Source organism: Streptomyces sp. NPDC029526 (assembly GCF_040637405.1).
Classification (GTDB): Bacteria; Actinomycetota; Actinomycetes; order Streptomycetales; family Streptomycetaceae; genus Streptomyces.
Genome location: NZ_JBEZWE010000024.1, coordinates 1 through 20,798, shown reverse-complemented (window position 1 = coordinate 20,798; position 20,798 = coordinate 1). Strand labels below are relative to the sequence as shown.

Below are 20,798 nucleotides of genomic sequence, written 5' to 3'. Positions count from 1 at the left end.
GCGAGCCGTCAGCGGACGGTGCCGCGGCCGTCCTCGTCGGACGACTTCTGCGGGGGCGTCCGGGACAGGAACAGGCCGAACACCGGGGGCTTGGCCTGCAGCATCTCCAGCCGTCCGCCGTCCGCCTCCGCGAGGTCCCGGGCGACCGCGAGGCCGATGCCGGTGGAGTTGTGGCCGCTGATCGCCCGCTCGAAGATGCGGGCGCCCAGCTCGGCGGGTACCCCGGGGCCCTCGTCGGTGACCTCGACGACGACCTGGTTGCCGGTGACCCGGGTGCGCAGGGCGACCGTGCCGCCGCCGTGCATCAGCGAGTTCTCGATCAGTGCGGCGAGCACCTGGGCGACCGCGCCCGGGGTGCCCACGGCCCGCAGGTTGCGCTTGCCGGAACTGACGATGGCGCGGCCCGCGCTGCGGTAGGCGGGGCGCCATTCGGCGAGCTGCTGCTGGATGACCTCGTCCAGCTCGAAGGTGACCGCGGAGCCGGTGCGCGGGTCGCGGGCGTTGGTGAGCAGCCGCTCCACCACGTCCGTCAGCCGTTCGACCTGCGTGAGCGCGATGGCCGCCTCGTCCTTCACGGTGTCCGGGTCGTCGGTGAGGGTGATCTCCTCCAGGCGCATGGACAGCGCGGTGAGCGGGGTGCGCAGTTGGTGGGAGGCGTCGGCCGCCAGGCGCCGCTCGGCGGTCAGCATGCGCGCGATGCGCTCGGCGGAGGAGTCCAGCACGTCGGCGACCCGGTCCAGCTCGGGCACGCCGTAGCGCCGGTGCCGGGGGCGCGGGTCGCCGGATCCGAGGCGTTCGGCGGTCTCGGCGAGGTCGGTGAGCGGGGAGGCGAGCCGGTTGGCCTGGCGCACGGCGAGCAGCACCGCGGCGATCACCGCGAGCAGCGCCACCAGGGCGATGATCAGCAGGGTCCGGCCGACCTCCCGGGTCACCGAGGAGCGCGGCTCCTGCACGGTGACCGTCTCGCCCTCCTTGCCGGGCGCGGAGGCGCTGATGACGTCGCCGTCGGGTTTCGTACCGATCTCTATGGGTTCGCGCCCGGGGATCGCGACGACGGCGTAGCGGTCCTCGGTGATCTGGTCGCTGAGGACCTCGGCGCTGATCTTCTCCTCGACGAGCAGCCTGCTGTCGACGATGCTGGCCAGCCGCACCGCCTCGGACTCCACGCGTTCGCGGGCAGCGTCGCTGATGGTGCGGGTCTCGACGATCACCAGGGAGACGCCGAAGACGGCGATCACGACGAGCACCACGGCGAGCGTGGACTGGATCAGACGGCGGCGCATGGCCTGTTACGCATGTCTCTTACCCGGCAGCGGGCCCCGGCGGGGGCTCAGCTCTTCTCGAAGCGGAAACCGACACCGCGCACGGTGGCGATGTAGCGGGGGTTGGCCGCGTCGTCACCCAGCTTCTTGCGCAGCCAGGAGATGTGCATGTCGAGGGTCTTGGTCGACGACCACCACGTGGTGTCCCAGACCTCGCGCATCAGCTGGTCCCGGGTGACGACCCGGCCCGCGTCCCGGACCAGCACCCGCAGCAGGTCGAACTCCTTGGCGGTGAGCTGGAGTTCCTCGTCCCCCATCCAGGCCCGGTGCGACTCGACGTCGATCCGGACGCCGTGCGTGGCGGGCGGCTGCTGCGGCTCGGCGGCGCCGCGCCGCAGCAGGGCGCGTACGCGGGCGAGGAGTTCGGCGAGGCGGAACGGCTTGGTGACGTAGTCGTCGGCGCCGGCGTCCAGGCCGACGACCGTGTCCACCTCGTCGGCGCGGGCGGTCAGGATCAGGACGGGGACCGTGTGCCCCTCCGAACGCAGCCGGCGGGCCACCTCCAGCCCGTCCATGCCGGGCAGCCCGAGGTCCAGCACCACCAGGTCGACGCCGCCGCGCATCCCGGCGTCGAGCGCGCTGGGCCCGTCCTCGCGCACCTCCACCTCGTACCCCTCCCGGCGCAGGGCGCGGGCCAGCGGCTCCGAAATGGACGCGTCGTCCTCGGCGAGCAGTACACGGGTCATGGAGTGATGGTAGTCCCGCCGCCCCCGGGCCAGGGCCGTGACCGCCGGGCCGGGTCCCCACGGGTGTCGCGTGTGCTCCCCCGCCCCGCCGGGAACCGTGCGGGGGCTCGCGGCGCCCCGGCGTGCGTCCTGCGGCTGCGGGGTGCGAAGGTGAGGAGACCTTCGAAAGGGCGATCGACCCGCCCGAAAACCTGTGATTCACGTCTCAAGTCCGCCGATGTCCTGTGCTGTCCCGCACTGTCCTGCCGTATGGTGAACCAACGCCTGTTGCACCACGGGGACCTTTGGCGCAGTTGACGCCGAAGGTCTCTTTTGCGTGCGGTCCGGTGCGGGTTCCCTCCCCGCCGGTCCCGGAAGGAACGACCTGTTGCCGGGCCTGTCGCGCGCATCGCCGCGCGGAAGGCGTGGATCCCGGTGGTCGCCGTCCGCCGCTCCGCGATCCGGAGCGGACTCCCCCGGGCGTGGGGTGGACGGCACGGCCCGCCGGTGCCGGCTCCCCCCACCGGGCGCGTGCACCTTCGCGCTGACGCGTCCCGACCCACGAGGAACGACCATGGCGTCCAGCCTGACGAAGGATTCGGCCGGCCCGGGTACCCCCGGCACCGAGAAGACCTTCTTCGGCCACCCCCGCGGACTGGCCACTCTCTTCATGACCGAGATGTGGGAGCGGTTCTCCTACTACGGCATGAAAGCCCTGCTCACCGTCTACCTGCTGTCCGGCGGTCCGGACGCGGGCAAGGACAGCATGGGCGGTGGTCTGGCCATGGACGTGGCCACCACCACCGTGATCGTCTCCGTGTACTCGGCGATGGTCTATCTGCTCGCGATGCCCGGCGGCTGGCTCGGCGACCGCGTCTGGGGGCCGCGCAGGACGGTGGCCATCGCCGCCGTCACCATCATGTCCGGCCACGTGGTGCTGGCCCTCCCCGGCGGCGAGGCGCCGTTCTTCGCCGGTCTGGCACTCGTCGCGGTCGGTTCCGGCCTGCTCAAGGCCAACATCTCCACCATGGTCGGCCATCTGTACGACGGCCCGCAGGACCCGCGGCGCGACGGCGGCTTCACGATCTTCTACATGGGCATCAACATGGGTGCCTTCTTCGCCCCGCTGGCCATCGGCACCGTCGGCCAGAAGGTGAGCTGGCACCTCGGCTTCGGCATGGCCGCGGTCGGCATGGCGATCGGCCTCGCGGCCTTCCTGCTGGGCACCCGCAACCTGAGCCCGGTCAGCAGCGTGGTCCCCAAACCGCTGGCCGCGCAGGAGCGCGCCGCCTGGCTGCGGAAGGGCCTGGTCTGGACGGCCGTCACCGCCGTCTTCTACGGCATCGTCGGCTTCACCGGTCACTTCACCCTGAACTGGGCGATGATCCCGCTCACCGTCATCGGTCTGCTCGTCCCGGCGGGCGTGCTGCTGCGCATCAAGCGCGACAAGGACCTCTCCGCCGACGAGCAGTCGAAGATGACCGGCTACATCTGGTTCTTCGTCGCGGCCGCCGTCTTCTGGATGATCTACGACCAGGGCGCTTCCACGGTGCAGGCGTTCGGTGAGGGCAAGGCCTCCGGTTCGCTGCTGGGCTTCGACTTCCCGTCCTCCTGGTACCAGTCGCTGAACCCGCTGTTCATCATGGCGCTGGCCCCGGTCTTCGCATCGGCATGGCTGTGGCTGAACCGCCGGGGCAAGGAGCCGAGCACCATCGTGAAGTTCTCGATGGCGCTGATCCTGATCGGCGTGTCGTTCTTCTTCTTCCTGATCCCGCTGGCCATGGCGGCCGACGGCACCGCGGTCAGCCCGATGTGGCTGGTGGGCATCTACTTCTTCATGACCGTGGGCGAGTTGTGCCTCTCGCCGGTGGGCCTGTCGGTGACCACGAAGATGGCGCCGGCCAAGTACGCCAGCCAGATGATGGGCGTGTGGTTCCTCGCGGTCACCGCGGGCGACTCGGTCACCGGCCTGATGTCCAACCCGGCCGTCGGCGGCGTGGACCTCAGCGGCTCCGCCGCGGTCGCCGTGCAGGCGACCCTCGCCGCACTCGCGGGCGTGGCGGTCTTCATGTACCGCCGCAACGTCAAGTCCCGGATGGGCGACGTCCACTGACGTCACCCCGCGGACGCGGCAGGGCCGCCGTACCCCCTCGGGTGCGGCGGCCCCTGCCGTGCGCCGGTCCGGCCGTCAGGCCTTCGTCTGCACGCTCCAGGACCGGGTGAAGCTGCTGAACCCGCACTTCACGGTCGACTTCTGCCCCGGCTTCTTCCACGGCCCGTAGAGCGTCCACGGCACCGAGTGCGGGGTGCCCCGCCCACGGACGACGTCGCACACCAGCTTGACGCGGTGCTTGCTCACCTTCTTGCCGGAGCCGGACTTCTTGCACGACGACGTGGCCTTGGGCCGGCCCAGGTCCAGATGCACCTCGGCCTTGCACGCGTACTTCGCGGCGGCGGCCTCGGCCGGAGCCGCGGTCACCAGGCTCGTACCGGTGGCCATCAGCACGGCGGCCAGCGCACCGCCGGCGGCCTTCTTCCCCCAGAACATTCGCTTCCTCTTCCCGGCGCCGGACGAGGAGCACGGTTGGTCGGTCGTCACGTGCTCCGTTGCGCCCGGCGCAACATCACTTGGTGTTCACTCACGCGAACGACGCGACGTTATACGCCTCATGATCGTCGGAACAAACGCAGCGCCGGATTCTGAGCGAAAGCTGAGGAAACCCGACCGGCTCACCCGGACCGGGCCCCCGCGGGGGTGCACGGGGCTCGGTCCAGGGTTCCTCGGCGAGGATCCGGCCGCCGTACGTGAGGGTGACGGTGCAGTCGCCGTGCGCGCCCGCGGTGAGCTCCACCGGCAGGCCGACGCGGGCCGTGCCGCCCGGCTCGACGGTGCCGCGCCAGGGCAGGTCCTGCCACTGCGGGGCGTGGACGCCGCGCGAGGTGCCGACCCGGAAGACCGGGTCGCGCACGTCGCCGATGGGTGTCTTGCACCGGTAGTCGACATCGACGACGTCGGCCCGGGCCACGGGCGCGGTCAGCAGCACCGCCGAGCCGGCCAGGGCCGCGACGGACGCGAGCGCGGCGGTTCGCTTCGGGTACGGCACGGGTCCCCTCACTCCGGACGCTCCTGCCGGCACGCTTCCTGACGGCGTATCAGATCGGGCGGTCGAGGTACGCCCGGGTCCGGAGGAGGGAAGAGAAGGCGCACGCCGGATCCGTGGTGATCCGGCGAGGGCGGGGTGAGGCGGTCGTGGAGCTGTCAGGCGGGCGCGCCGAGTTCGGCCCAGACGGTCTTGCCCGCGGTGCCCGGCGTGCGGACGACGCCCCAGTCCAGGCAGAGCCGCTGGACGATGAACATGCCGTGGCCACCGGGCCGGCCGGCGCGGTGCGGGGTGCGCGGGGCCGGCTGGCCGGTGCCCCGGTCGGTGACCTCGACGCGGATCACCTTGTTGTCGCAGGTGATGTCGAGCTGGTCGGGCCCCTCGGCGTGCAGGCAGGCGTTGGTGACCAGTTCGGACACGACGAGCAGGACGTCCTCGGCGGCGGCCCGCTGTTCGGCGCCGGCGGCGGGCAGCCAGCCCCACGCGTACAGCGCCTGGCGGGTGAAGTCCCGCGCGAGCGGGACGACGCCGCTCTGGTCGTCGAAGTTCAGTCTGCGGGACTGCCGCCCCACCGGCCGGGCCGTCGTGTCCGTGCCCGGCGGAGCCTGGGACGCCTTCGCCGCGGCGGGCTGCCCGGACGGTGCGGCCCTTCCCCCGTCGGACGCCTTCGACACCTGCGCGGTGCCCCCGGACGCACCGGAAGCGCCGCTGGGCTCCGCACCGCGGTCGCCCGGCGGGTAGGGCCGGGTGGTGCTCATCAGCGCTTCACCTCACCGTGTCACCAGTTCACCATTCAAAATTTCCATGCTCAGTCAGTCACGCCGTGAACGGCCCGGCCGGTTCTCGCCGGCGCCATGACCACGGCTTCCGATCCGTTCAGCATGTCTCCTGCCCGGGGGCACGGACGGGACACCCCCGTATTCGCACGAAAAGACACGTCGGCGGGATCACGCGTGTCACCGCGGCCGCCGGAGCACCCCTCGCCGCTCACGGCCGGCCCGCGCGTACGGATCACGCGGGATCGTCGGCCAGAGCCGCCTCGAGCGTGTCGTGAACGGCGAACACGGCGTCCGCGCCCGTGATCTCGAACACCCGCGCCACCACGGGCTGCATGCCCGCGAGGTGCACCCCGCCACCGGCCGCCTCGGCCTTCAGCCGGGCACCGAGCAGGACATTGAGCCCCGTGGAGTCGCAGAACTCCAGCCGGGAGCAGTCGATGACCAGCCTCTTGAATCCCTTGGCGAGGCAGCCCTCCAGCGGCTCGCGCAACAGATCGGCGGTGTGGTGATCCAACTCACCCGCCGGTGTCACGACGGCACTGGGGCCTTCTTCTCGCACCTCGACCAGAAGCCGGCCCGACTGTGCGCTGCCGACCGTCCCGCGGTCCATGCCGCTCTCTCTCCTGCCGTCGTGACTGCTTGCTGACGCTCTCGAACATTACGCCTTCCCGCCGCGCTTCGACAGCCGAACAATCCCCCGCAAACGGACATATACCAACAAAACGCACTTGCGGCGGGCTCGGCAAAGCGGGTAGGGCTAGTAAAGACACGTACCCGACACGGCCGGCTTTGGAGGCGCCGCACACCGCAGTGCACGTATTTGGCTTCGGCAGCCATATGCCGAGAACGATGGAGGACATCATGTCACCCCGGCTCGACGCATCGCCTACCCATACAGCGACGTCGACACACTCTCCGGAACATCTGATTCCCATCGAGCCGGACGACGACCCCGTCGTCCTGGACGATCTGCTCGCCGGTCTCCCGGAGATCCCCCCGTACGACGAGGTGGCCCCGGTCGACGCCCGGGCCCTGTCCAAGACCCTCTTCGAGCGCCTCGAATCGCTGGCCGAAGGCACCCACGAGTACTCGTACGTACGCAACACGCTCGTCGAACTCAATCTCGCCCTGGTCAAGTTCGCCGCCTCCCGCTTCCGCTCCCGCAGCGAGCCGATGGAGGACATCATCCAGGTCGGCACCATCGGCCTGATCAAGGCGATCGACCGCTTCGAGATGTCGCGCGGGGTGGAGTTCCCCACGTTCGCCATGCCGACGATCATCGGCGAGATCAAGCGCTTCTTCCGCGACACCTCGTGGTCCGTGCGCGTCCCGCGCCGGCTCCAGGAACTGCGGCTGGACCTGGCCAAGGCCGGTGACGAACTGGCCCAGCAGCTCGACCGCGCGCCGACAGTGGCCGAGCTCGCCGCGCACCTGGGCATCACCAACGACGAGGTCGTCGAGGGCATGGCGGCCTCCAACGCCTACACCGCCTCCTCGCTGGACGCCCAGCCGGAGGAGGACGACGCCGAGGGCGCGCTGGCCGACCGGATCGGCTACGAGGACCACGGCCTCGAAGGCATCGAGTACGTCGAGTCCCTGAAGCCGCTGATCGCCGAGCTGCCGGCCCGCGACCGGAAGATCCTGTCGCTGCGCTTCGTGGCCGGCATGACCCAGTCGGAGATCGGTGAGGAGCTCGGCATCTCCCAGATGCACGTCTCCCGGCTGCTCTCCCGCACCCTGGTGAAACTGCGCAAGGGTCTGACCGTCGAGGAGTGACCCGACAGCGTCCCGCGTCCGCCCGGCACCGGTCCCTTCCGGGGCACCGGCCTCCGGACGGGCGCGGGGCGCTCTCGTTACCCACGGTCACCCCTTTTGCCGCACGCCGTCTTCCTCCACTATGGGCTCGCCAAACTGGCCGGTAGGTCAGGAACGCCGGGGCACGGACCCGGTGACGCGAGGAGGCGTGCATGGGCGCGGGCGACGAGACGGTCCACGGTGACGGCGCGACACCCCCCGGCCCGCACACGGGCGCATCCGACACCCGGCTGACCGACCTGCTGCGCGGCGACACCGCGGCCGCCTACGCGGCCCTGCAGGAACTCCGCGCCCGGCACGGCCCTGCCGTGCACGCGTACGCCCGCCAGTGCGCCACCGGCGACTCGACGGCACGTCAACTCGCCGCCCAGGCCTTCACCCTGGCGGCCCGTCAGACCGCACGCGGCAGCGACCCCGGCGGCCCGCTCCGTCACCACCTGCTGCTGCTCACCGCCCGCGTCGCCGCCTCCTGGGCCGCCGACGGACGGGCCGGCGGGCTCGACCCCGGACTGCACCTGCTCCTCACCTCCTCCGGCCCCGGCGGACCGGTGCCGCCCATGCTGGCCGCGTTCCGCACACTGCCGTACCGGACCCAGGGCCTGCTCTGGTACGGGGTCGTGGAGCGGGAGAGCGCGGACCGCACGGCCGCCCTGCTGGGCGTGGCCCGCCGCGACGTGGCCCAGGGCACCGACTCCGCACTGCAGTCGCTCGGCCAGGCGTGCCTGCGCGGCCGGCTGGCCGCCTCCGACGATCCCCGCTGCGCCGACTTCCGGCGGCTGATCACGGAGGCGGTGCGCCCCGACGCCCCGCGCGACAGCGCGGACCTGCACACCCACCGGGCCCGCTGCTCCGCCTGCACGGCGGCCTACGAGGAGCTGTGCGCGCTGCGCGACGCCCCGGCGGCCACGCTCGCGGAGGGCCTGCTGCCGTGGGCGGGCACCGCCTACGCGGCACGCGCCGGCCGGGCCCCGGCTCCGTCCGGGCCGGACGCCGCCGGGGCGGGCGACGCGGCACCGGCCGGGTCCAGGTTCGCCGCCCTGCGGTCGCTGCCGCGGTCCCGGCGCCTGGTGCTGGCCTCGGCGGTGCTCGGGGTGGGCGTCCTGCCGCTGCTGCTGTTCGTGAGGCCGCCGGCGGAGCCCGCGGCGCCCGCGGGCGAGGACACGGCCGGATCGTCCGTCACCCTGCCCGTGCCTCCGCCGGTGACGGTGACGGCCACGCCGTCGTCGTCCGCCACGCCCTCCCCGCCCGCGAGGACGCCGTCGCCGTCACCGTCGCAGACCCGGCCGCCGGAGGCCTCGCACCCGCCCCGGGCCACCCCGTCCCCGACCCGCGAGGCGCCCGCGTACCCGCCGCCGGGCGCCGCCTACGCCCCGGTCGTCAACGTGGCCCGGGGCCTGTGCCTGGACATCCGCGGCGGCGTCCTGGAGAAGCGCACCGACGTGGTGGCCGCGCCCTGCGACTCCTCCCGCACCCAGCGGTGGCGGTTCGACAGCGGGCGGGGGGTGCTCCAGTCCGCCGCCGATCCCGACTACTGCCTGGACAGCCGGGGCGCGGTGGACCGCGGGGCCGGCATCTGGGAGTGCGCCTCGGTCGACGGGCGCAACGGGCAGAACCTGCGGTTCGCGGTCGACGCCCGCGGGGTGATCCGGCCCGCGATCGCCCCGGACCACGCGCTCACCCCGTCCGGCGGCGGCGCCGTCTCCCTGGTGGCCGAGACGGGGCGGGCCGACCAGCGGTGGCGGGCGGGGAACTGAACGGGCGCGCACGGCGGCGCGGCGAGGGCGGGGGCGGGGCAGGGAACCCGCCCCCGCCGTGTGCGCCGCCACACCCCGCCGGTCACACCAGGCGTGCGCCGCGCCGCCACACCCCCGCGACCAGCGGGACGCCGGGGCGGTAGGCGAGGTGAACGTGACTGGGGGCCTCGAGGAGCACCAGGTCCGCCCGGGCGCCCGGGGCGATGCGCCCGACGTCGGTGCGGCGCAGGGCCGCCGCGCCGCCCGCGGTGGCCGACCAGACGGCCTCGTCCGGTGACATCCCCATGTCCCGCACCGCGAGGGCGACGCAGAACGCGACGGAGGACGTGAACGAGGAGCCCGGGTTGCAGTCGGTGGACAGCGCGACCGTGGCCCCCGCGTCCAGCAGGCGGCGCGCGTCGGGCCAGGCGGCCCGGGTGGAGAACTCGGCGCCGGGCAGCAGCGTGGCGACGGTCCGGCTGTTGGCGAGGGCGTCCACGTCGGCGTCGGTGAGGTGGGTGCAGTGGTCGGCGCTGGCCGCGTCGACCTCCACGGCGAGCTGCACGCCGGGGCCGTGGGTGAGCTGGTTGGCGTGGATGCGCGGGTGCAGGCCCCTGGCCCGGCCCGCGGTGAGGACGGCGCGGGCCTGGTCGCCGTCGAAGGCGCCCTTCTCGCAGAAGACGTCGATCCAGCGGGCGTGCGGCGCGCAGGCGTCCAGCATCTCCCCGGTGACGAGGTCCACGTAGGCGGCCGGGTCGTCCGCGAACTCGGGGGCGACGATGTGGGCGCCGAGGTAGGTGACCTCGTCGGTGTGGCGGGCGGCCAGGCGCAGGGCGCGGGACTCGTCGGCGACGGTCAGGCCGTAGCCGGACTTGGTCTCGAAGGTGGTGGTGCCCTGCCGGAGCGCCTCGGCGAGGTAGCGGGTGAGGTTCGCCTCCAGTTCCGCGTCGGTGGCGGCGCGGGTGGCGGCGACGGTGGTGCGGATGCCGCCCGCGCTGTAGGGGCGGCCGGACATGCGGGCGTTGAACTCCTCGGTGCGGTCGCCCGCGAACACGAGGTGGGAGTGGGAGTCCACGAAGCCCGGGAGGACCGCCCGGCCGCCGGCGTCGACCCGGTTGTCAGTGGCGGGTGCTTTGCTTGCCTCACCGGTCCACACGACGTGGTCGCCGTCGATGACGACGGCCGCGTCGCGGATCAGGCCCAGGGGGGAGTCCCGTTCGAGGGAGGGGTCGTTGGTGACCAGGGTGGCGATGTCGGTGATGAGGGTGCTGCTCATGGTGTCCTCGTGGGTGGCTCGGTGGGCGCTTCCGACGGGCGGCGGGGGTTGTGCGGTCCTCGGGAAAGCGGCCTTCGGGCGTGCGGGCGAAGGGGGTCCGGGCGTCGGGGGCGCGGGCGACAGGGGTCCGGGCGTCAGGGGTGCGGGCGTCGGGCGGGTGGCCTTCCGGCGTGCGGGCGTCAGGAGTGCAGGGCCCGGACGGCGTCCGCGAGGGCCCGCGGTACGTCGGGGACGAGGGTGTGCACCCCGTCGCGCACGACGTGCCGGCCTCCCACCACCGTGTGGCGCACATCGGCCGCCGTCGCGGCGAAGACGGCCGTCTCGGCGCCGAGTCGCGGTGGCGGTCCGGCCGTCCTGACCGAGTCCAGGGCGAGCGTGGTGAAGTCGGCGGCTGCTCCGGTGACGAGGGCGCCGGCCCGGTCCCAGCCGAGGGCGGCGTGCCCGTCGGCGGTGGCCGCGCGCAGCAGGGCGTTGGCCGTCCAGTGGCCGCGGGTGCGGGTGCGCAGCCGCTCGTTCAGCTCCAGGGCGCGGGCCTCCTCGAGCAGGTCGACGACGGCGTGGCTGTCGGAGCCGAGGGAGAGCGGGGACCCCTCGCGCTGCAGGGCCGCCGCGGGGCCGATGCCGTCGGCGAGGTCGCGTTCGGTGGTGGGGCACATGCAGGTGCCGGTGCCGCTGCCGCCGATGAGGGAGACGTCCTCGTCGGTGAGGTGGGTGTGGTGGACGCCGGTGGTGCGCGGGCCGAGCACGCCGTGGTCGGCGAGCAGTCGGGCCGGGGTGCGGCCGTGCGCCCGGCGGCAGGCGTCGTTCTCGGCGGTCTGCTCGGACAGGTGCACGTGCAGCGGGGCCCGCCGCTCCTCGGCCCAGCGCGCCACGGTCGCCAACTGCCCGGCGGGCACGGCGCGTACGGAGTGGATGGCGGCGCCGATCCGGGCGTGGTCCGGCGCCGTGAGGCGGGAGACGCGGTCGGCCCAGGCGTCGGCGGTGCCGTCGGAGAAGCGGAGCTGGTGGTGGTTCGGGGGCTTCCCGAAGCCGGACGAGAGGTAGCAGGTGTCGAGGAGGGTGATGCGGATGCCCGCCTCGGCGGCTGCGGCGATCAGGGCCTCGCCCATCGCGTTGGGGTCGGCGTAGGGGGTGCCGCCGGGACCGTGGTGCAGGTAGTGGAACTCGCCGACGGCGGTGATCCCGGCGAGGGCCATCTCGGCGTACACCGCGCGGGCGAGGGCGTGGTAGCTGTCGGGGGTGAGCCGGTCGGCGACCGAGTACATGACCTCCCGCCAGGTCCAGAAGGTGCCGCTGCCGACCTGGACGATGCCGCGCAGGGCGCGGTGGAAGGCGTGCGAGTGGGCGTTCGCCAGTCCGGGCAGCGTGAGTCCGCGCAGCACCTCGGCGCCGGGCGGCGGGGCGGTGACGCCCGGGACGACGGCGGTGAGGACGCCGTCCCGGACCTCCGCCGTGACGCCCGGCTCGACCCGGTCGCCGAGCCAGGCGTGCTCCAGCCAGTAGGTCCGCGCGGCGCCGCCGCCCGTGCTGCTGTCCTGCGTCACCTGCACGCCAGTCCCTCCAGTACGTCGGCGAGCGCGATCACCCCGGCCACGCAGTCGTCCTCGGCGGCGAACTCGGCCGGGGAGTGCGAGACGCCGGTGGGGTTGCGTACGAACAGCATGGCGGTCGGGATGCGCGCGGAGAGGATTCCGGCGTCGTGTCCCGCGCCGGTGCCGAGGACGGGCACCCGGTGGCCGGTGTCCCGGGCGAGGAGGCGGCCGAGTTCGTCGCGCAGCGCGTGGTCGAAGCCGACCTCGGGCGTGAAGGACTCGCGCACCACGTCCAGCTCCACTCCGTGCTCGGCGGCGTGGTCGCGGGCGGCCTTCTCCACGGCCGCGGTCACCGTGTCGAGGGCGGCCTGGTCGGCGGCGCGGGAGTCGAGCCAGCCGCGCACCAGGGAGGGGATGGCGTTGACCCCGTTGGGCTCGACGGCGATCTTGCCGAAGGTGGCGACGGCACCGGCGCGTTCGGCCTCCCGGCGGGCGGCGAGCACGGTCTCGGCGTACGGCAGCATGGGGTCGCGCCGGTCGGCGAGGCGGGTGGTGCCGGCGTGGTTGGCCTCGCCTCGGAAGTCGTAGCGCCAGCGGCCGTGCGGCCAGATGGCGGAGGCGATGCCGACCGGGTCGCCGGACAGGTCCAGGGCGCGGCCCTGTTCGACGTGGAGCTCGACGAAGGCGCCGATGCGGGCGAGGCGTTCGGGGTCCGGTCCGATCGCGTCCGGGTCGTACCCGGCGGCTTCCATGGCCTCGGGGAGGGTGACGCCCTCGCCGTCGGTGAGCCGGTGGGCCTGTTCGCGGGTGAGCTGCCCGGCGGTGAGGCGGGAGCCGACGCAGGCCAGGCCGAAGCGGGCGCCCTCCTCGTCGCCGAAGTTGACGACGCCGAGCGGCCGGGTGGGCCGGGCGCCCCGGTCGCGGAGTACGTCGAGGGCGGCGAAGGCGGACACCACGCCGAGGGGGCCGTCGAAGGCGCCGCCGTCGGGCACGGAGTCCAGGTGCGAGCCGGTGACGACGGCGTCCCCGGCGGCCGGGTCGCCGAGCCAGGCCCACTGGTTGCCGTTGCGGTCGGTCTCGTAGGTGAGCCGGCGGGCGCGGGCCTGCTCCTCGAACCAGGCCCGGCAGTCGGCGTCGGCCCCGGTCCAGGCGTAGCGGCGGTAGCCGCCGGTGCCGACGTCGCGGCCGACGGGCAGCAGCTCCGCCCACATGCGGTGGAAGCTCACGCCAGGTCACCCTCACGCATGGGGATGCGCACGCCGCGGGTGTCCGCGACCGACTCCGCGAGGTCGTACCCGGCGTCGACGTGCCGGATCACGCCCATGCCGGGGTCGTTGGTGAGCACGCGCCGGATCTTCTCGCCCGCCAGGGCGGTGCCGTCGGCGACGGTGACCTGGCCGGCGTGGATGGAGCGGCCCATGCCGACGCCGCCACCGTGGTGCAGGGACACCCAGGAGGCGCCGGAGGCGACGTTGACCATGGCGTTGAGCAGCGGCCAGTCGGCGATGGCGTCGGAGCCGTCCCGCATGGCCTCGGTCTCCCGGTACGGGGAGGCGACGGAGCCGCAGTCGAGGTGGTCGCGGCCGATGACGACCGGGGCGGCGAGTTCCCCGCTCGCGACCATGTCGTTGAACCGCTCGCCGGCCCGGTCGCGTTCGCCGTAGCCGAGCCAGCAGATGCGGGCGGGCAGGCCCTGGAAGTGGACGCGTTCACCGGCCATGCGGATCCAGCGGGCCAGCGACTCGTTCTCGGGGAAGAGGTCGAGGACCGCCCGGTCGGTCTTCGCGATGTCGGCCGGGTCACCGGAGAGGGCGGCCCAGCGGAAGGGGCCCTTGCCCTCGCAGAACAGCGGGCGGATGTAGGCGGGGACGAAGCCGGGGAAGGCGAACGCCCGGTCGTACCCGGCGAGCCGGGCCTCGCCGCGGATCGAGTTGCCGTAGTCGAAGACCTCGGCACCGGCGTCCAGGAAGCCGACCATCGCCTCGACGTGCCGGGCCATGGACTCGCGGGCGCGGGCGGTGAAGCCGGCCGGGTCCTTCTCGGCGGCCTCGGCCATGTCCTCGAAGGCGGTCCCGGCGGGCAGGTAGGCGAGCGGGTCGTGGGCGGAGGTCTGGTCGGTGACGATGTCGACGGGCGCGCCCATGGCGAGGAACCGCGGCAGCAGTTCGGCCGCGTTGCCGAGCACGCCGATGGACAGCGGGCGGCGGGCGTCGCGGGCCTCGACGGCCAGCCGGAGGGCGTGCTCGGGCGAGTCGGCCTTCACGTCCAGGTAGCGGTGCTCGATGCGGCGGTCGATGGCGCGCGGGTCGCAGTCGACGCAGATCGCCACGCCGTCGTTCATGGTGACCGCGAGCGGCTGGGCGCCGCCCATGCCGCCGAGTCCGGCGGTGAGGGTGATGGTCCCGGCGAGCGTGCCGCCGAAGCGCTTGGCGGCGACGGCGGCGAAGGTCTCGTAGGTGCCCTGGAGGATGCCCTGGGTGCCGATGTAGATCCAGGACCCGGCGGTCATCTGCCCGTACATCGTCAGGCCGAGGGCCTCCAGGCGGCGGAACTCCTCCCAGGTGGCCCAGTCGCCGACGAGGTTGGAGTTGGCGATGAGGACGCGCGGCGCCCACTCGTGGGTCTGCATCACGCCGACGGGGCGGCCCGACTGGACGAGCATCGTCTCGTCCTGCTCGAGGGTCTCCAGCGTGCGGACCATGGCGTCGAAGGAGCGCCAGTCGCGGGCGGCCTTGCCGGTGCCGCCGTAGACGACCAGCTTGTCGGGGTGCTCGGCGACCTCGGGGTCGAGGTTGTTCTGCAGCATGCGCAGCGCGGCCTCCTGCTGCCAGCCGAGGGCGCTCGGTTCCGTGCCGCGCGGCGCTCGGACGGTGCGGGGTCCTGACATGGTCTGCCTCCTGGGACGGCCACGACTGCTGCTACGGATATTCACATCCTTGCCGCCTGAATAGGTCTAGTCAATACATCGGTGTGCCGACACGGGCACGCGCCGGATGTTTGGCTGGACGCATGAGCACCGACGGGAAGAACGACGGCGGCTTCCGCCACGGTGACGACGGCGGCCACGGGGGCGAGGGCAGGGACGGGGAGGTCTCCGGCGCGGCCGTGGAGGCGGCGGGCCGGCGGGACGCGGCCGTGCGGGCGGCCGTGGAGCAGGGGCTGCTCGACCCGGACCGGCCCCTGGTGGCGCTGCTCGACGTCACCGGGATCCGGCGGTCGGCGGCGGAGCTGCCGGCCGCGTTCGCGGCGGTGACGCCGCCCGGGACGCCCGTCCTGCACGCCTTCGCGGTGAAGGCCACCCCGCTGGTGCCGGTCCTGCGGCTGCTGCACGAGGAGGGCATCGGCGCGGAGGTCGCGAGTCCGGGCGAGCTGGCCCTGGCCCGGGCGGCGGGGGTGCCGCCCCGGCACACCGTGCTCGACTCGCCCGCCAAGACGCCGGGGGAACTGCGCGAGGCGCTGACCCTGGGCATCGCCGTCAACGTGGACAACCCGCAGGAACTGGCCCGCCTCGACTCCCTGGTACCGCGGTCCGGCACCCGCTCCCCGCTCGGCCTCCGGGTGAATCCGCAGGTCGGGGCCGGCTCCATCGAGGCCCTGTCCACGGCCACGGCGACGTCGAAGTTCGGGGTGGCGCTGCGCGACGAGGGCGCCCGCGCCTGGGTCGTGCGGGCGTACCTGGACCGGCCGTGGCTGACCCGGCTGCACGCGCACACCGGCTCGCAGGGCATCGCCCTGTCGCTGATGGCGCGCGGGGTGGCGGAGGTGTACGCCCTCGCGGAGGAGATCAACCGGCAGGCCGGACGGCAGCAGGTCGACACCCTCGACATCGGCGGCGGGCTCCCGGTGAACTTCGCCTCCGACGCCACCGACCCCACCCACGCGCAGTACGCGCGGCTGCTGAGCGAGGCGGTCCCGGGCCTGTTCGACGGGCGGTACGGGCTGGTCACCGAGTTCGGCCGGTCACTGCTCGCCAAGCACGGCACCGTCGTGGCACGGGTCGAGTACACCAAGAACGCGGGCGGCCGGCCGGTCGCGGTGACGCACGCGGGCGTGCAGGTGGCGACGCGCACCGTGTACGCGCCGGAGGCCTGGCCGCTGCGGATCGCCGCCTACGACGCCAAGGGCCGGCCGAAGGAGGGCCCCGCGGTGGTGCAGGACGTGGCGGGCCCGGCCTGCTTCGCGGGCGACCGGCTGGCCCGGGAGCAGGCGCTGCCCCTGCTCGAACAGGGTGACCACGCGGCCGCCCTGGACACCGGCGCGTACTACTTCGCCCACCACTACGCCTACAACTCGCTCCCCCGGCCCGCCGTCCACGGCTTCGCCCCCGACGGCAGGGGCGGTATCGTCTTCTCCCCGGTCCGGCGCGCGCAAACCGTCGAGGAGATCGTCGCCGAGTCCGGCGGCGGTTCCCCGGACGCCCTGACCCGTCTCCCGCCGAGCTGACGGCCTGCCGGGCCGACGCACCTGCCGGCCCGACGCGCCTTGAGCACCGGGGTACCGGTCACCTCGCTGCGGGACGCCTCTCAGCGCCGCCACCGGAGCACACCCTCAGGCCGCCATCGGGCGGACGCCCCTCGGGCCACGACCGGAGCGCCACCGGGCAGACACCCCTCAGGCCACGACCGGAGCACCACCAGGCAGACACCCCTCAGGGCCACGACCGGAGCGCCACCGGGCGGACACCCCTCAGGGCCACGACCGGAACGCCACCGGGCGGACGCCCTTCAGGCCGCCACCGCGACACGGCGGCGGGCTCCGCCGGGGGCCGCGTCGCCCGCGGCGATGCCGGTGGTGCGGTAGCCCTTGACCCGCTTGCCGGCGGGGCCGCCCGCGCGGCGGTCGAGCCAGTCGACGCGCACCCAGAGCAGGGTGTCGTCGGCCTGCTCCAGCCGCCCGACCCAGGCCGCCTTCAGCCACAGGCCGACACCCCAGCCCGCCATCAGCAGGCCGCCCGCGGCGGGCAGCGCGAACGCGCTGCCGACGGCGGCGAGGAAGGCGAGCAGCAGCCACCAGCGGTGCCCGCGGCGCCAGTTGCGCGCGCTCACCGCACGGTCCTGGAGCACGTCGTGCTTGCCCGCGCGGGCCGCCGAGCGGGCCAGGGCGCGGTACCGCCCCCGGCCCGTGTACGCCACGGCGGCCACCGCGACGAGGAACAGCACCGCACCGGCCAGCACACCGATCCGCCGTCCGGTCAGGCCCGGCACCAGCGCCCCGGTGCCCGCCGCCACCACTCCGGTCCACCACAGTGGCGCGGCTCCGGCCCGTACGACGACGGCCACCCGGGCCAGCCCCTGTCCTCCGCGCGTCACGTCCGGCCTCCTGTTCTCCCGTCCCACACGTCCGTCCCACCCGTCGGGGTGGCTCCCGGGCAGTCGCCCCGGGAGGGGCAGGCTAGCGAACCAAGGTGAGACGAGTCTGAGAATCGGCGCGGCCCGCCGCCGCCCCATCACCCCGTGGTCGACGGGCCCCGACAGGCCCCGCGCCCTCAGGCCTTCCGGGCCCCGTTCGCTCCGGTGCCGTCCGGTGGCGTGCTCCCGCGTCCGCCGCCGTCACTCCACGAACAGGCCGCGCGCCGCCGCCCGGGTGTCGAACTCCTCCAGGCGGGCCTGCGCGTCGGGCAGGCCGTCGCACATCGCCTCCAGCAGCACCCGCCCCAGCAGCATCGGCGCGCACGCCGTGTCGAAGGCGAGCCCGGTGCCGACGGCGGCGGGCAGCAGCAGGTCGGACACCTTGGCGACCGGCGCGAAGGCGGAGTCGGCCACCGTCACGACGGTCAGCCCCACCTCCTTGGCGCGGGCCAGGGCGTCGACCACCTCGCGGGGGTGCCGGGGCAGGGCGAAGCACAGCAGCGCGTCCGCACCGGCCCGGGCGGCGGCGTCGATACGGTCGTGGAGCATCGTGCCGCCCTCGTTCAGCAGCCGCACGTCGGGGTGGACCTTGGCCGCGAAGTAGGCGAAGCCGTGCGCCTGGGCGGCGGCCGCCCGCAGCCCGAGGACGGGCAGGGGACGGCTGTGCGCGAGCACCCGGCCGGCCCGGCGGACCGGCTCCGGGTCGGCCAGCGCCTCCGCCAGGTGCCGCAGGTTCTCGATCTCGGCCTCGACGGCCTGCTGGTACTCATTGGCGTCCGCGGCCGGGGGCGCGGCGTCGGCGGGCGCCACCTCGCGCAGGTGGCGGCGCAGGGCCGGGTAGCCGTCGAAGCCCAGCGCCACGGCGAACCGGGTCACCGAGGGCTGGCTCACCCCGGCCAGCTCGGCCAGTTCCACGCTGGACAGGAACGGCACGTCGGCGGCCCGCCGCACCATGCTGTGCGCGATGCGCCGCTGTGTCGGCGTCAGCCGGTGCCCCTCGAAGAGCGCCTGCAGACGCGCGGCAGGGCTGTCGGTGACGCTCATGGGCGGCTCCCCCTCGACCTCTTCACCTTCGCGGCCTCTTCACGTCCCGCGGGTCCTGCATGACTCCATACAACCGCACCGGGAGCCGGGCGAGCGGGTCAGGGAAGGTTTCGGCCCCAGGTCTGCAGGGCGTAGGGACGTCCCTTCTCCTCGCCCTCGATCAGCGGGACGTCGAGCGGCCGGAAGCCCGCGCGGGTGGCGACGGCGACGCTGGCGGCGTTCTCGGGCTCCAGTTCGAGGATCACCCGGTCGGCGCCCAGTTCCTCGTGCGCGTACGCGGCCATCACCCGCACCGCCCGCGCCGCGAGCCCTTGGCCGCGGTGCGCCGGGCCCACCGCGTAGCCGAGTTCGACGCCGCCGGCGCCGCGCCGGAGCATCACCTCGCCGCAGGGGGTGCGGCCGTCGACCGTGATGGCGAGCAGGACGACGCTGCCCTCCGCCCGCAGGCGCCGGTCCCGCTCCAGCCGGGCACGGGCGGCGGCCCCGTCGAACGGGCTGGCCAGGGGCGTCCAGTAGGCGATGTCCGGGTGGTCGAAGAGCGCGGGCATGGCGGGCAGGTCGTCCTCCGTCCAGTCCCGCAGCACGAGCCCCTCCCCCCGGAGCTCGATGCGGGCGGGAAAGGGCGGGGCGGCGCTCGGCATGGTGGGGACCCTCCTGGTCGGCGTGGCCGGTCCGGTCGGCCTGGTCGACACGGACGACGTGGACGGTGTGGCTGGCCTGGTCGACGCGGACGACGCGGACGACGCGGACGACGCCGCAGGATATCCGGGCCGACGCGGCACCCGGCCGGGTTCGTCCGAGCCCGGCCTCGGAGCGGGCGACGGCGGCCGTACGTCCGCGGTAGCCCGGCCTCTGAGCGGGCGACGGCGGACCGTACGTCCGCGCCTCCTGCCCCGCCGCGCCACGGCCGCACGGCCCGCCCGTCCACCCCCGCCCGGCAACAGCCCCACCCCTCGCGCGTCCGACCCCGCCCCGCGACAGCCGCTCCCCCGATGCCCCGCCTCCTCTGCCTCCCCCGACGCCCCTCCTCCTCTGCCTCCCCCGACGCCCCGGCGGCGCGCCCGTCCGGACTCGCCCCGTCTCGAAGCCCCGTCTCCCCGGCGACCGCCGCCGCCCTTCGGCCCTCGTTCCGGCTTCCAGGCCCCGGGCCTCGCGGGCACCGGTACCCGGCAGGCAGCCCGAGCCGGAGACGGGGGCTAACCCCAGTGCCGTCGGAGGGGCACCTGTCTACCGTGGGGGCCATGACCGGAATGGATGCGCGGGACGCCGAGGCGAAGAAGGAACTCGCCGCCACCTTGCAGGCCCGCAGGGAACTGGGCGAGGAGTACGAGTCCGCGCTGGTCGACTCGTTCCTGGAGAAGGTCGACCAGCGCATCGACGGCGCGGTGGAGCGGCGGGTGCGCCGGCAGATGGCCGAGCAGCAGCTGACGGCCGCCCGGGACTCGCGGGCGCCGAGGGCCACGGACAGCTGGGGCGAGCGGTTCGGGTTCGGGATCGTCTCGCTGGTGCTCGCGGTGCCGCTGTCCGCCATCGGCGGCGGCGTGGGCCAGCTTCCCGGCCTGCTCGTCACCTGGGCGGGCATCGTCGGCGTGAACGTGGTGCAGGCCGCCCGCATGTATCCCGGCCTCTTCGGCGGCCGGGGCGGCCGCGGGGCGCGCGAGGACGACGGCTGGAAGGACTGACCCCGCCTCCCGGCGCGCGCCGGGAGGGTGCGTACGGGCGGGATCGGATGCGCGGGGACCGCCGTTCCCCCGTTGCCGGGGGACGGGACGACGACGGTCCCCGCGAGGGACGCGGGCCGACCTCACGGCCGGGAGCGCGTCCGTGGCGTCCGTGGAGATCCGGGAGCCGCTCCGGAAGGTCCTGACGCCGCTCGGTGCCGGCCGGGAGCGATGTCTCCCCGGTGCTGTGCGCCCGGGGGTGCGCCACCGCCCCTTGCCGACATCCCTCACTGTGCCGGACGCGTGTTAAGCGCGTGCTGCGTGCACGTGACACCCGCGTACCAGGTACGCGAAGACCCCGGCGCGCCTGCCGCCGGCCGATGGTTTCCCCGGTCGGCGGGGCGGAGGAGCCCGGGGTCCTCATGACCGCGCGGACGTCGGCCCGGCCTCCCGCCCCGGGGCGGGAGCCCCCCACCCCGCGGCAGTAGGGGGGGGCGGGTGCGGTCCCGGAGCGCCGGGGTG

At 74.3% G+C, this 20,798-nt stretch carries 18 protein-coding genes; 5 read left to right on the top strand and 13 right to left on the bottom strand.

Translation table 11 applies throughout. From position 1 onward, the window contains the following. Window positions 1-8 precede the first annotated feature (8 nt). Window positions 9-1,283, bottom strand: coding sequence for an ATP-binding protein (locus AB0F01_RS29190; protein WP_362101786.1), 1,275 nt, complete (start codon window positions 1,281-1,283; stop codon window positions 9-11). Window positions 1,284-1,330: 47 nt separating this feature from the next. Continuing rightward, window positions 1,331-2,008 carry a response regulator transcription factor gene (locus AB0F01_RS29185; RefSeq protein WP_362101783.1) on the bottom strand — a complete coding sequence of 226 codons (678 nt, stop codon included), beginning with the start codon at window positions 2,006-2,008 and terminating at the stop codon, window positions 1,331-1,333. 553 nt (window positions 2,009-2,561) lie between these two features. On the opposite strand from AB0F01_RS29185, the gene AB0F01_RS29180 reads away from it, so the two are divergent. Beyond that, window positions 2,562-4,100, top strand: coding sequence for an oligopeptide:H+ symporter (locus AB0F01_RS29180; protein ID WP_362101780.1), 1,539 nt, complete (start codon window positions 2,562-2,564; stop codon window positions 4,098-4,100). A 75-nt stretch (window positions 4,101-4,175) separates the two neighbouring features. Here AB0F01_RS29180 and AB0F01_RS29175 read toward each other — a convergent pair whose 3' ends face one another. From AB0F01_RS29175 to AB0F01_RS29160, 4 genes are all read right to left on the bottom strand, one after another. Further along, window positions 4,176-4,535 (bottom strand): hypothetical protein, encoded by a 360-nt coding sequence (locus AB0F01_RS29175; protein ID WP_362101777.1) that lies wholly within the window; start codon window positions 4,533-4,535, stop codon window positions 4,176-4,178. 91 nt (window positions 4,536-4,626) lie between these two features. Beyond that, window positions 4,627-5,091 (bottom strand): hypothetical protein, encoded by a 465-nt coding sequence (locus AB0F01_RS29170; protein ID WP_362101774.1) that lies wholly within the window; start codon window positions 5,089-5,091, stop codon window positions 4,627-4,629. A 155-nt stretch (window positions 5,092-5,246) separates the two neighbouring features. Continuing rightward, the gene (locus AB0F01_RS29165) at window positions 5,247-5,846 is read right to left on the bottom strand and encodes an ATP-binding protein (RefSeq protein ID WP_362101771.1); all 600 of its coding nucleotides are present in this window, start codon (window positions 5,844-5,846) and stop codon (window positions 5,247-5,249) included. A 253-nt stretch (window positions 5,847-6,099) separates the two neighbouring features. Further along, entirely contained in the window at window positions 6,100-6,477 is a 378-nt protein-coding gene (locus AB0F01_RS29160) for an STAS domain-containing protein (RefSeq protein WP_362101768.1), read from the bottom strand. Window positions 6,478-6,716: 239 nt separating this feature from the next. Between AB0F01_RS29160 and AB0F01_RS29155 the strand changes: the two genes are divergently transcribed. Together AB0F01_RS29155 and AB0F01_RS29150 are read left to right on the top strand one after the other, a co-directional pair. Continuing rightward, window positions 6,717-7,643 carry an RNA polymerase sigma factor SigF gene (locus AB0F01_RS29155; RefSeq protein WP_362101765.1) on the top strand — a complete coding sequence of 309 codons (927 nt, stop codon included), beginning with the start codon at window positions 6,717-6,719 and terminating at the stop codon, window positions 7,641-7,643. Between the two features lie 191 nt (window positions 7,644-7,834). Continuing rightward, window positions 7,835-9,436 carry an RICIN domain-containing protein gene (locus AB0F01_RS29150; protein WP_362101762.1) on the top strand — a complete coding sequence of 534 codons (1,602 nt, stop codon included), beginning with the start codon at window positions 7,835-7,837 and terminating at the stop codon, window positions 9,434-9,436. An 82-nt stretch (window positions 9,437-9,518) separates the two neighbouring features. Here the strand turns inward: AB0F01_RS29150 and hutI are convergent, their stop codons facing one another. The 4 genes from hutI to hutU form a co-directional block, all read right to left on the bottom strand. Then, entirely contained in the window at window positions 9,519-10,691 is a 1,173-nt protein-coding gene (hutI, locus tag AB0F01_RS29145; protein ID WP_362101760.1) for an imidazolonepropionase, read from the bottom strand. 179 nt (window positions 10,692-10,870) lie between these two features. After that, the gene (locus tag AB0F01_RS29140) at window positions 10,871-12,235 is read right to left on the bottom strand and encodes a formimidoylglutamate deiminase (protein WP_362101905.1); all 1,365 of its coding nucleotides are present in this window, start codon (window positions 12,233-12,235) and stop codon (window positions 10,871-10,873) included. Further along, window positions 12,232-13,449 carry an allantoate amidohydrolase gene (locus tag AB0F01_RS29135; protein ID WP_362101756.1) on the bottom strand — a complete coding sequence of 406 codons (1,218 nt, stop codon included), beginning with the start codon at window positions 13,447-13,449 and terminating at the stop codon, window positions 12,232-12,234. Before AB0F01_RS29135 ends, AB0F01_RS29140 begins: the two co-directional genes overlap by 4 nt. Continuing rightward, a complete protein-coding gene (gene hutU, locus AB0F01_RS29130) occupies window positions 13,446-15,110 on the bottom strand; it encodes a urocanate hydratase (RefSeq protein WP_362101753.1) in 1,665 nt (554 codons plus the stop codon). Before hutU ends, AB0F01_RS29135 begins: the two co-directional genes overlap by 4 nt. Before the next feature lie 122 nt (window positions 15,111-15,232). On the opposite strand from hutU, the gene AB0F01_RS29125 reads away from it, so the two are divergent. After that, window positions 15,233-16,666 (top strand): diaminopimelate decarboxylase, encoded by a 1,434-nt coding sequence (locus tag AB0F01_RS29125; RefSeq protein ID WP_362101750.1) that lies wholly within the window; start codon window positions 15,233-15,235, stop codon window positions 16,664-16,666. Window positions 16,667-16,947: 281 nt separating this feature from the next. Here the strand turns inward: AB0F01_RS29125 and AB0F01_RS29120 are convergent, their stop codons facing one another. The 3 genes from AB0F01_RS29120 to AB0F01_RS29110 form a co-directional block, all read right to left on the bottom strand. Continuing rightward, entirely contained in the window at window positions 16,948-17,532 is a 585-nt protein-coding gene (locus tag AB0F01_RS29120) for a hypothetical protein (RefSeq protein ID WP_362101747.1), read from the bottom strand. A gap of 240 nt (window positions 17,533-17,772) precedes the next feature. Then, window positions 17,773-18,615: a MurR/RpiR family transcriptional regulator gene (locus AB0F01_RS29115; RefSeq protein ID WP_362101745.1), complete on the bottom strand. Its 843-nt coding sequence runs from the start codon at window positions 18,613-18,615 to the stop codon at window positions 17,773-17,775. A 98-nt stretch (window positions 18,616-18,713) separates the two neighbouring features. Further along, a complete protein-coding gene (locus AB0F01_RS29110) occupies window positions 18,714-19,256 on the bottom strand; it encodes a GNAT family N-acetyltransferase (RefSeq protein ID WP_362101743.1) in 543 nt (180 codons plus the stop codon). A gap of 609 nt (window positions 19,257-19,865) precedes the next feature. Here AB0F01_RS29110 and AB0F01_RS29105 point away from each other — a divergent pair. Next, a complete protein-coding gene (locus AB0F01_RS29105; RefSeq protein WP_362101903.1) occupies window positions 19,866-20,297 on the top strand; it encodes a hypothetical protein in 432 nt (143 codons plus the stop codon). Window positions 20,298-20,798: the final 501 nt, after the last annotated feature.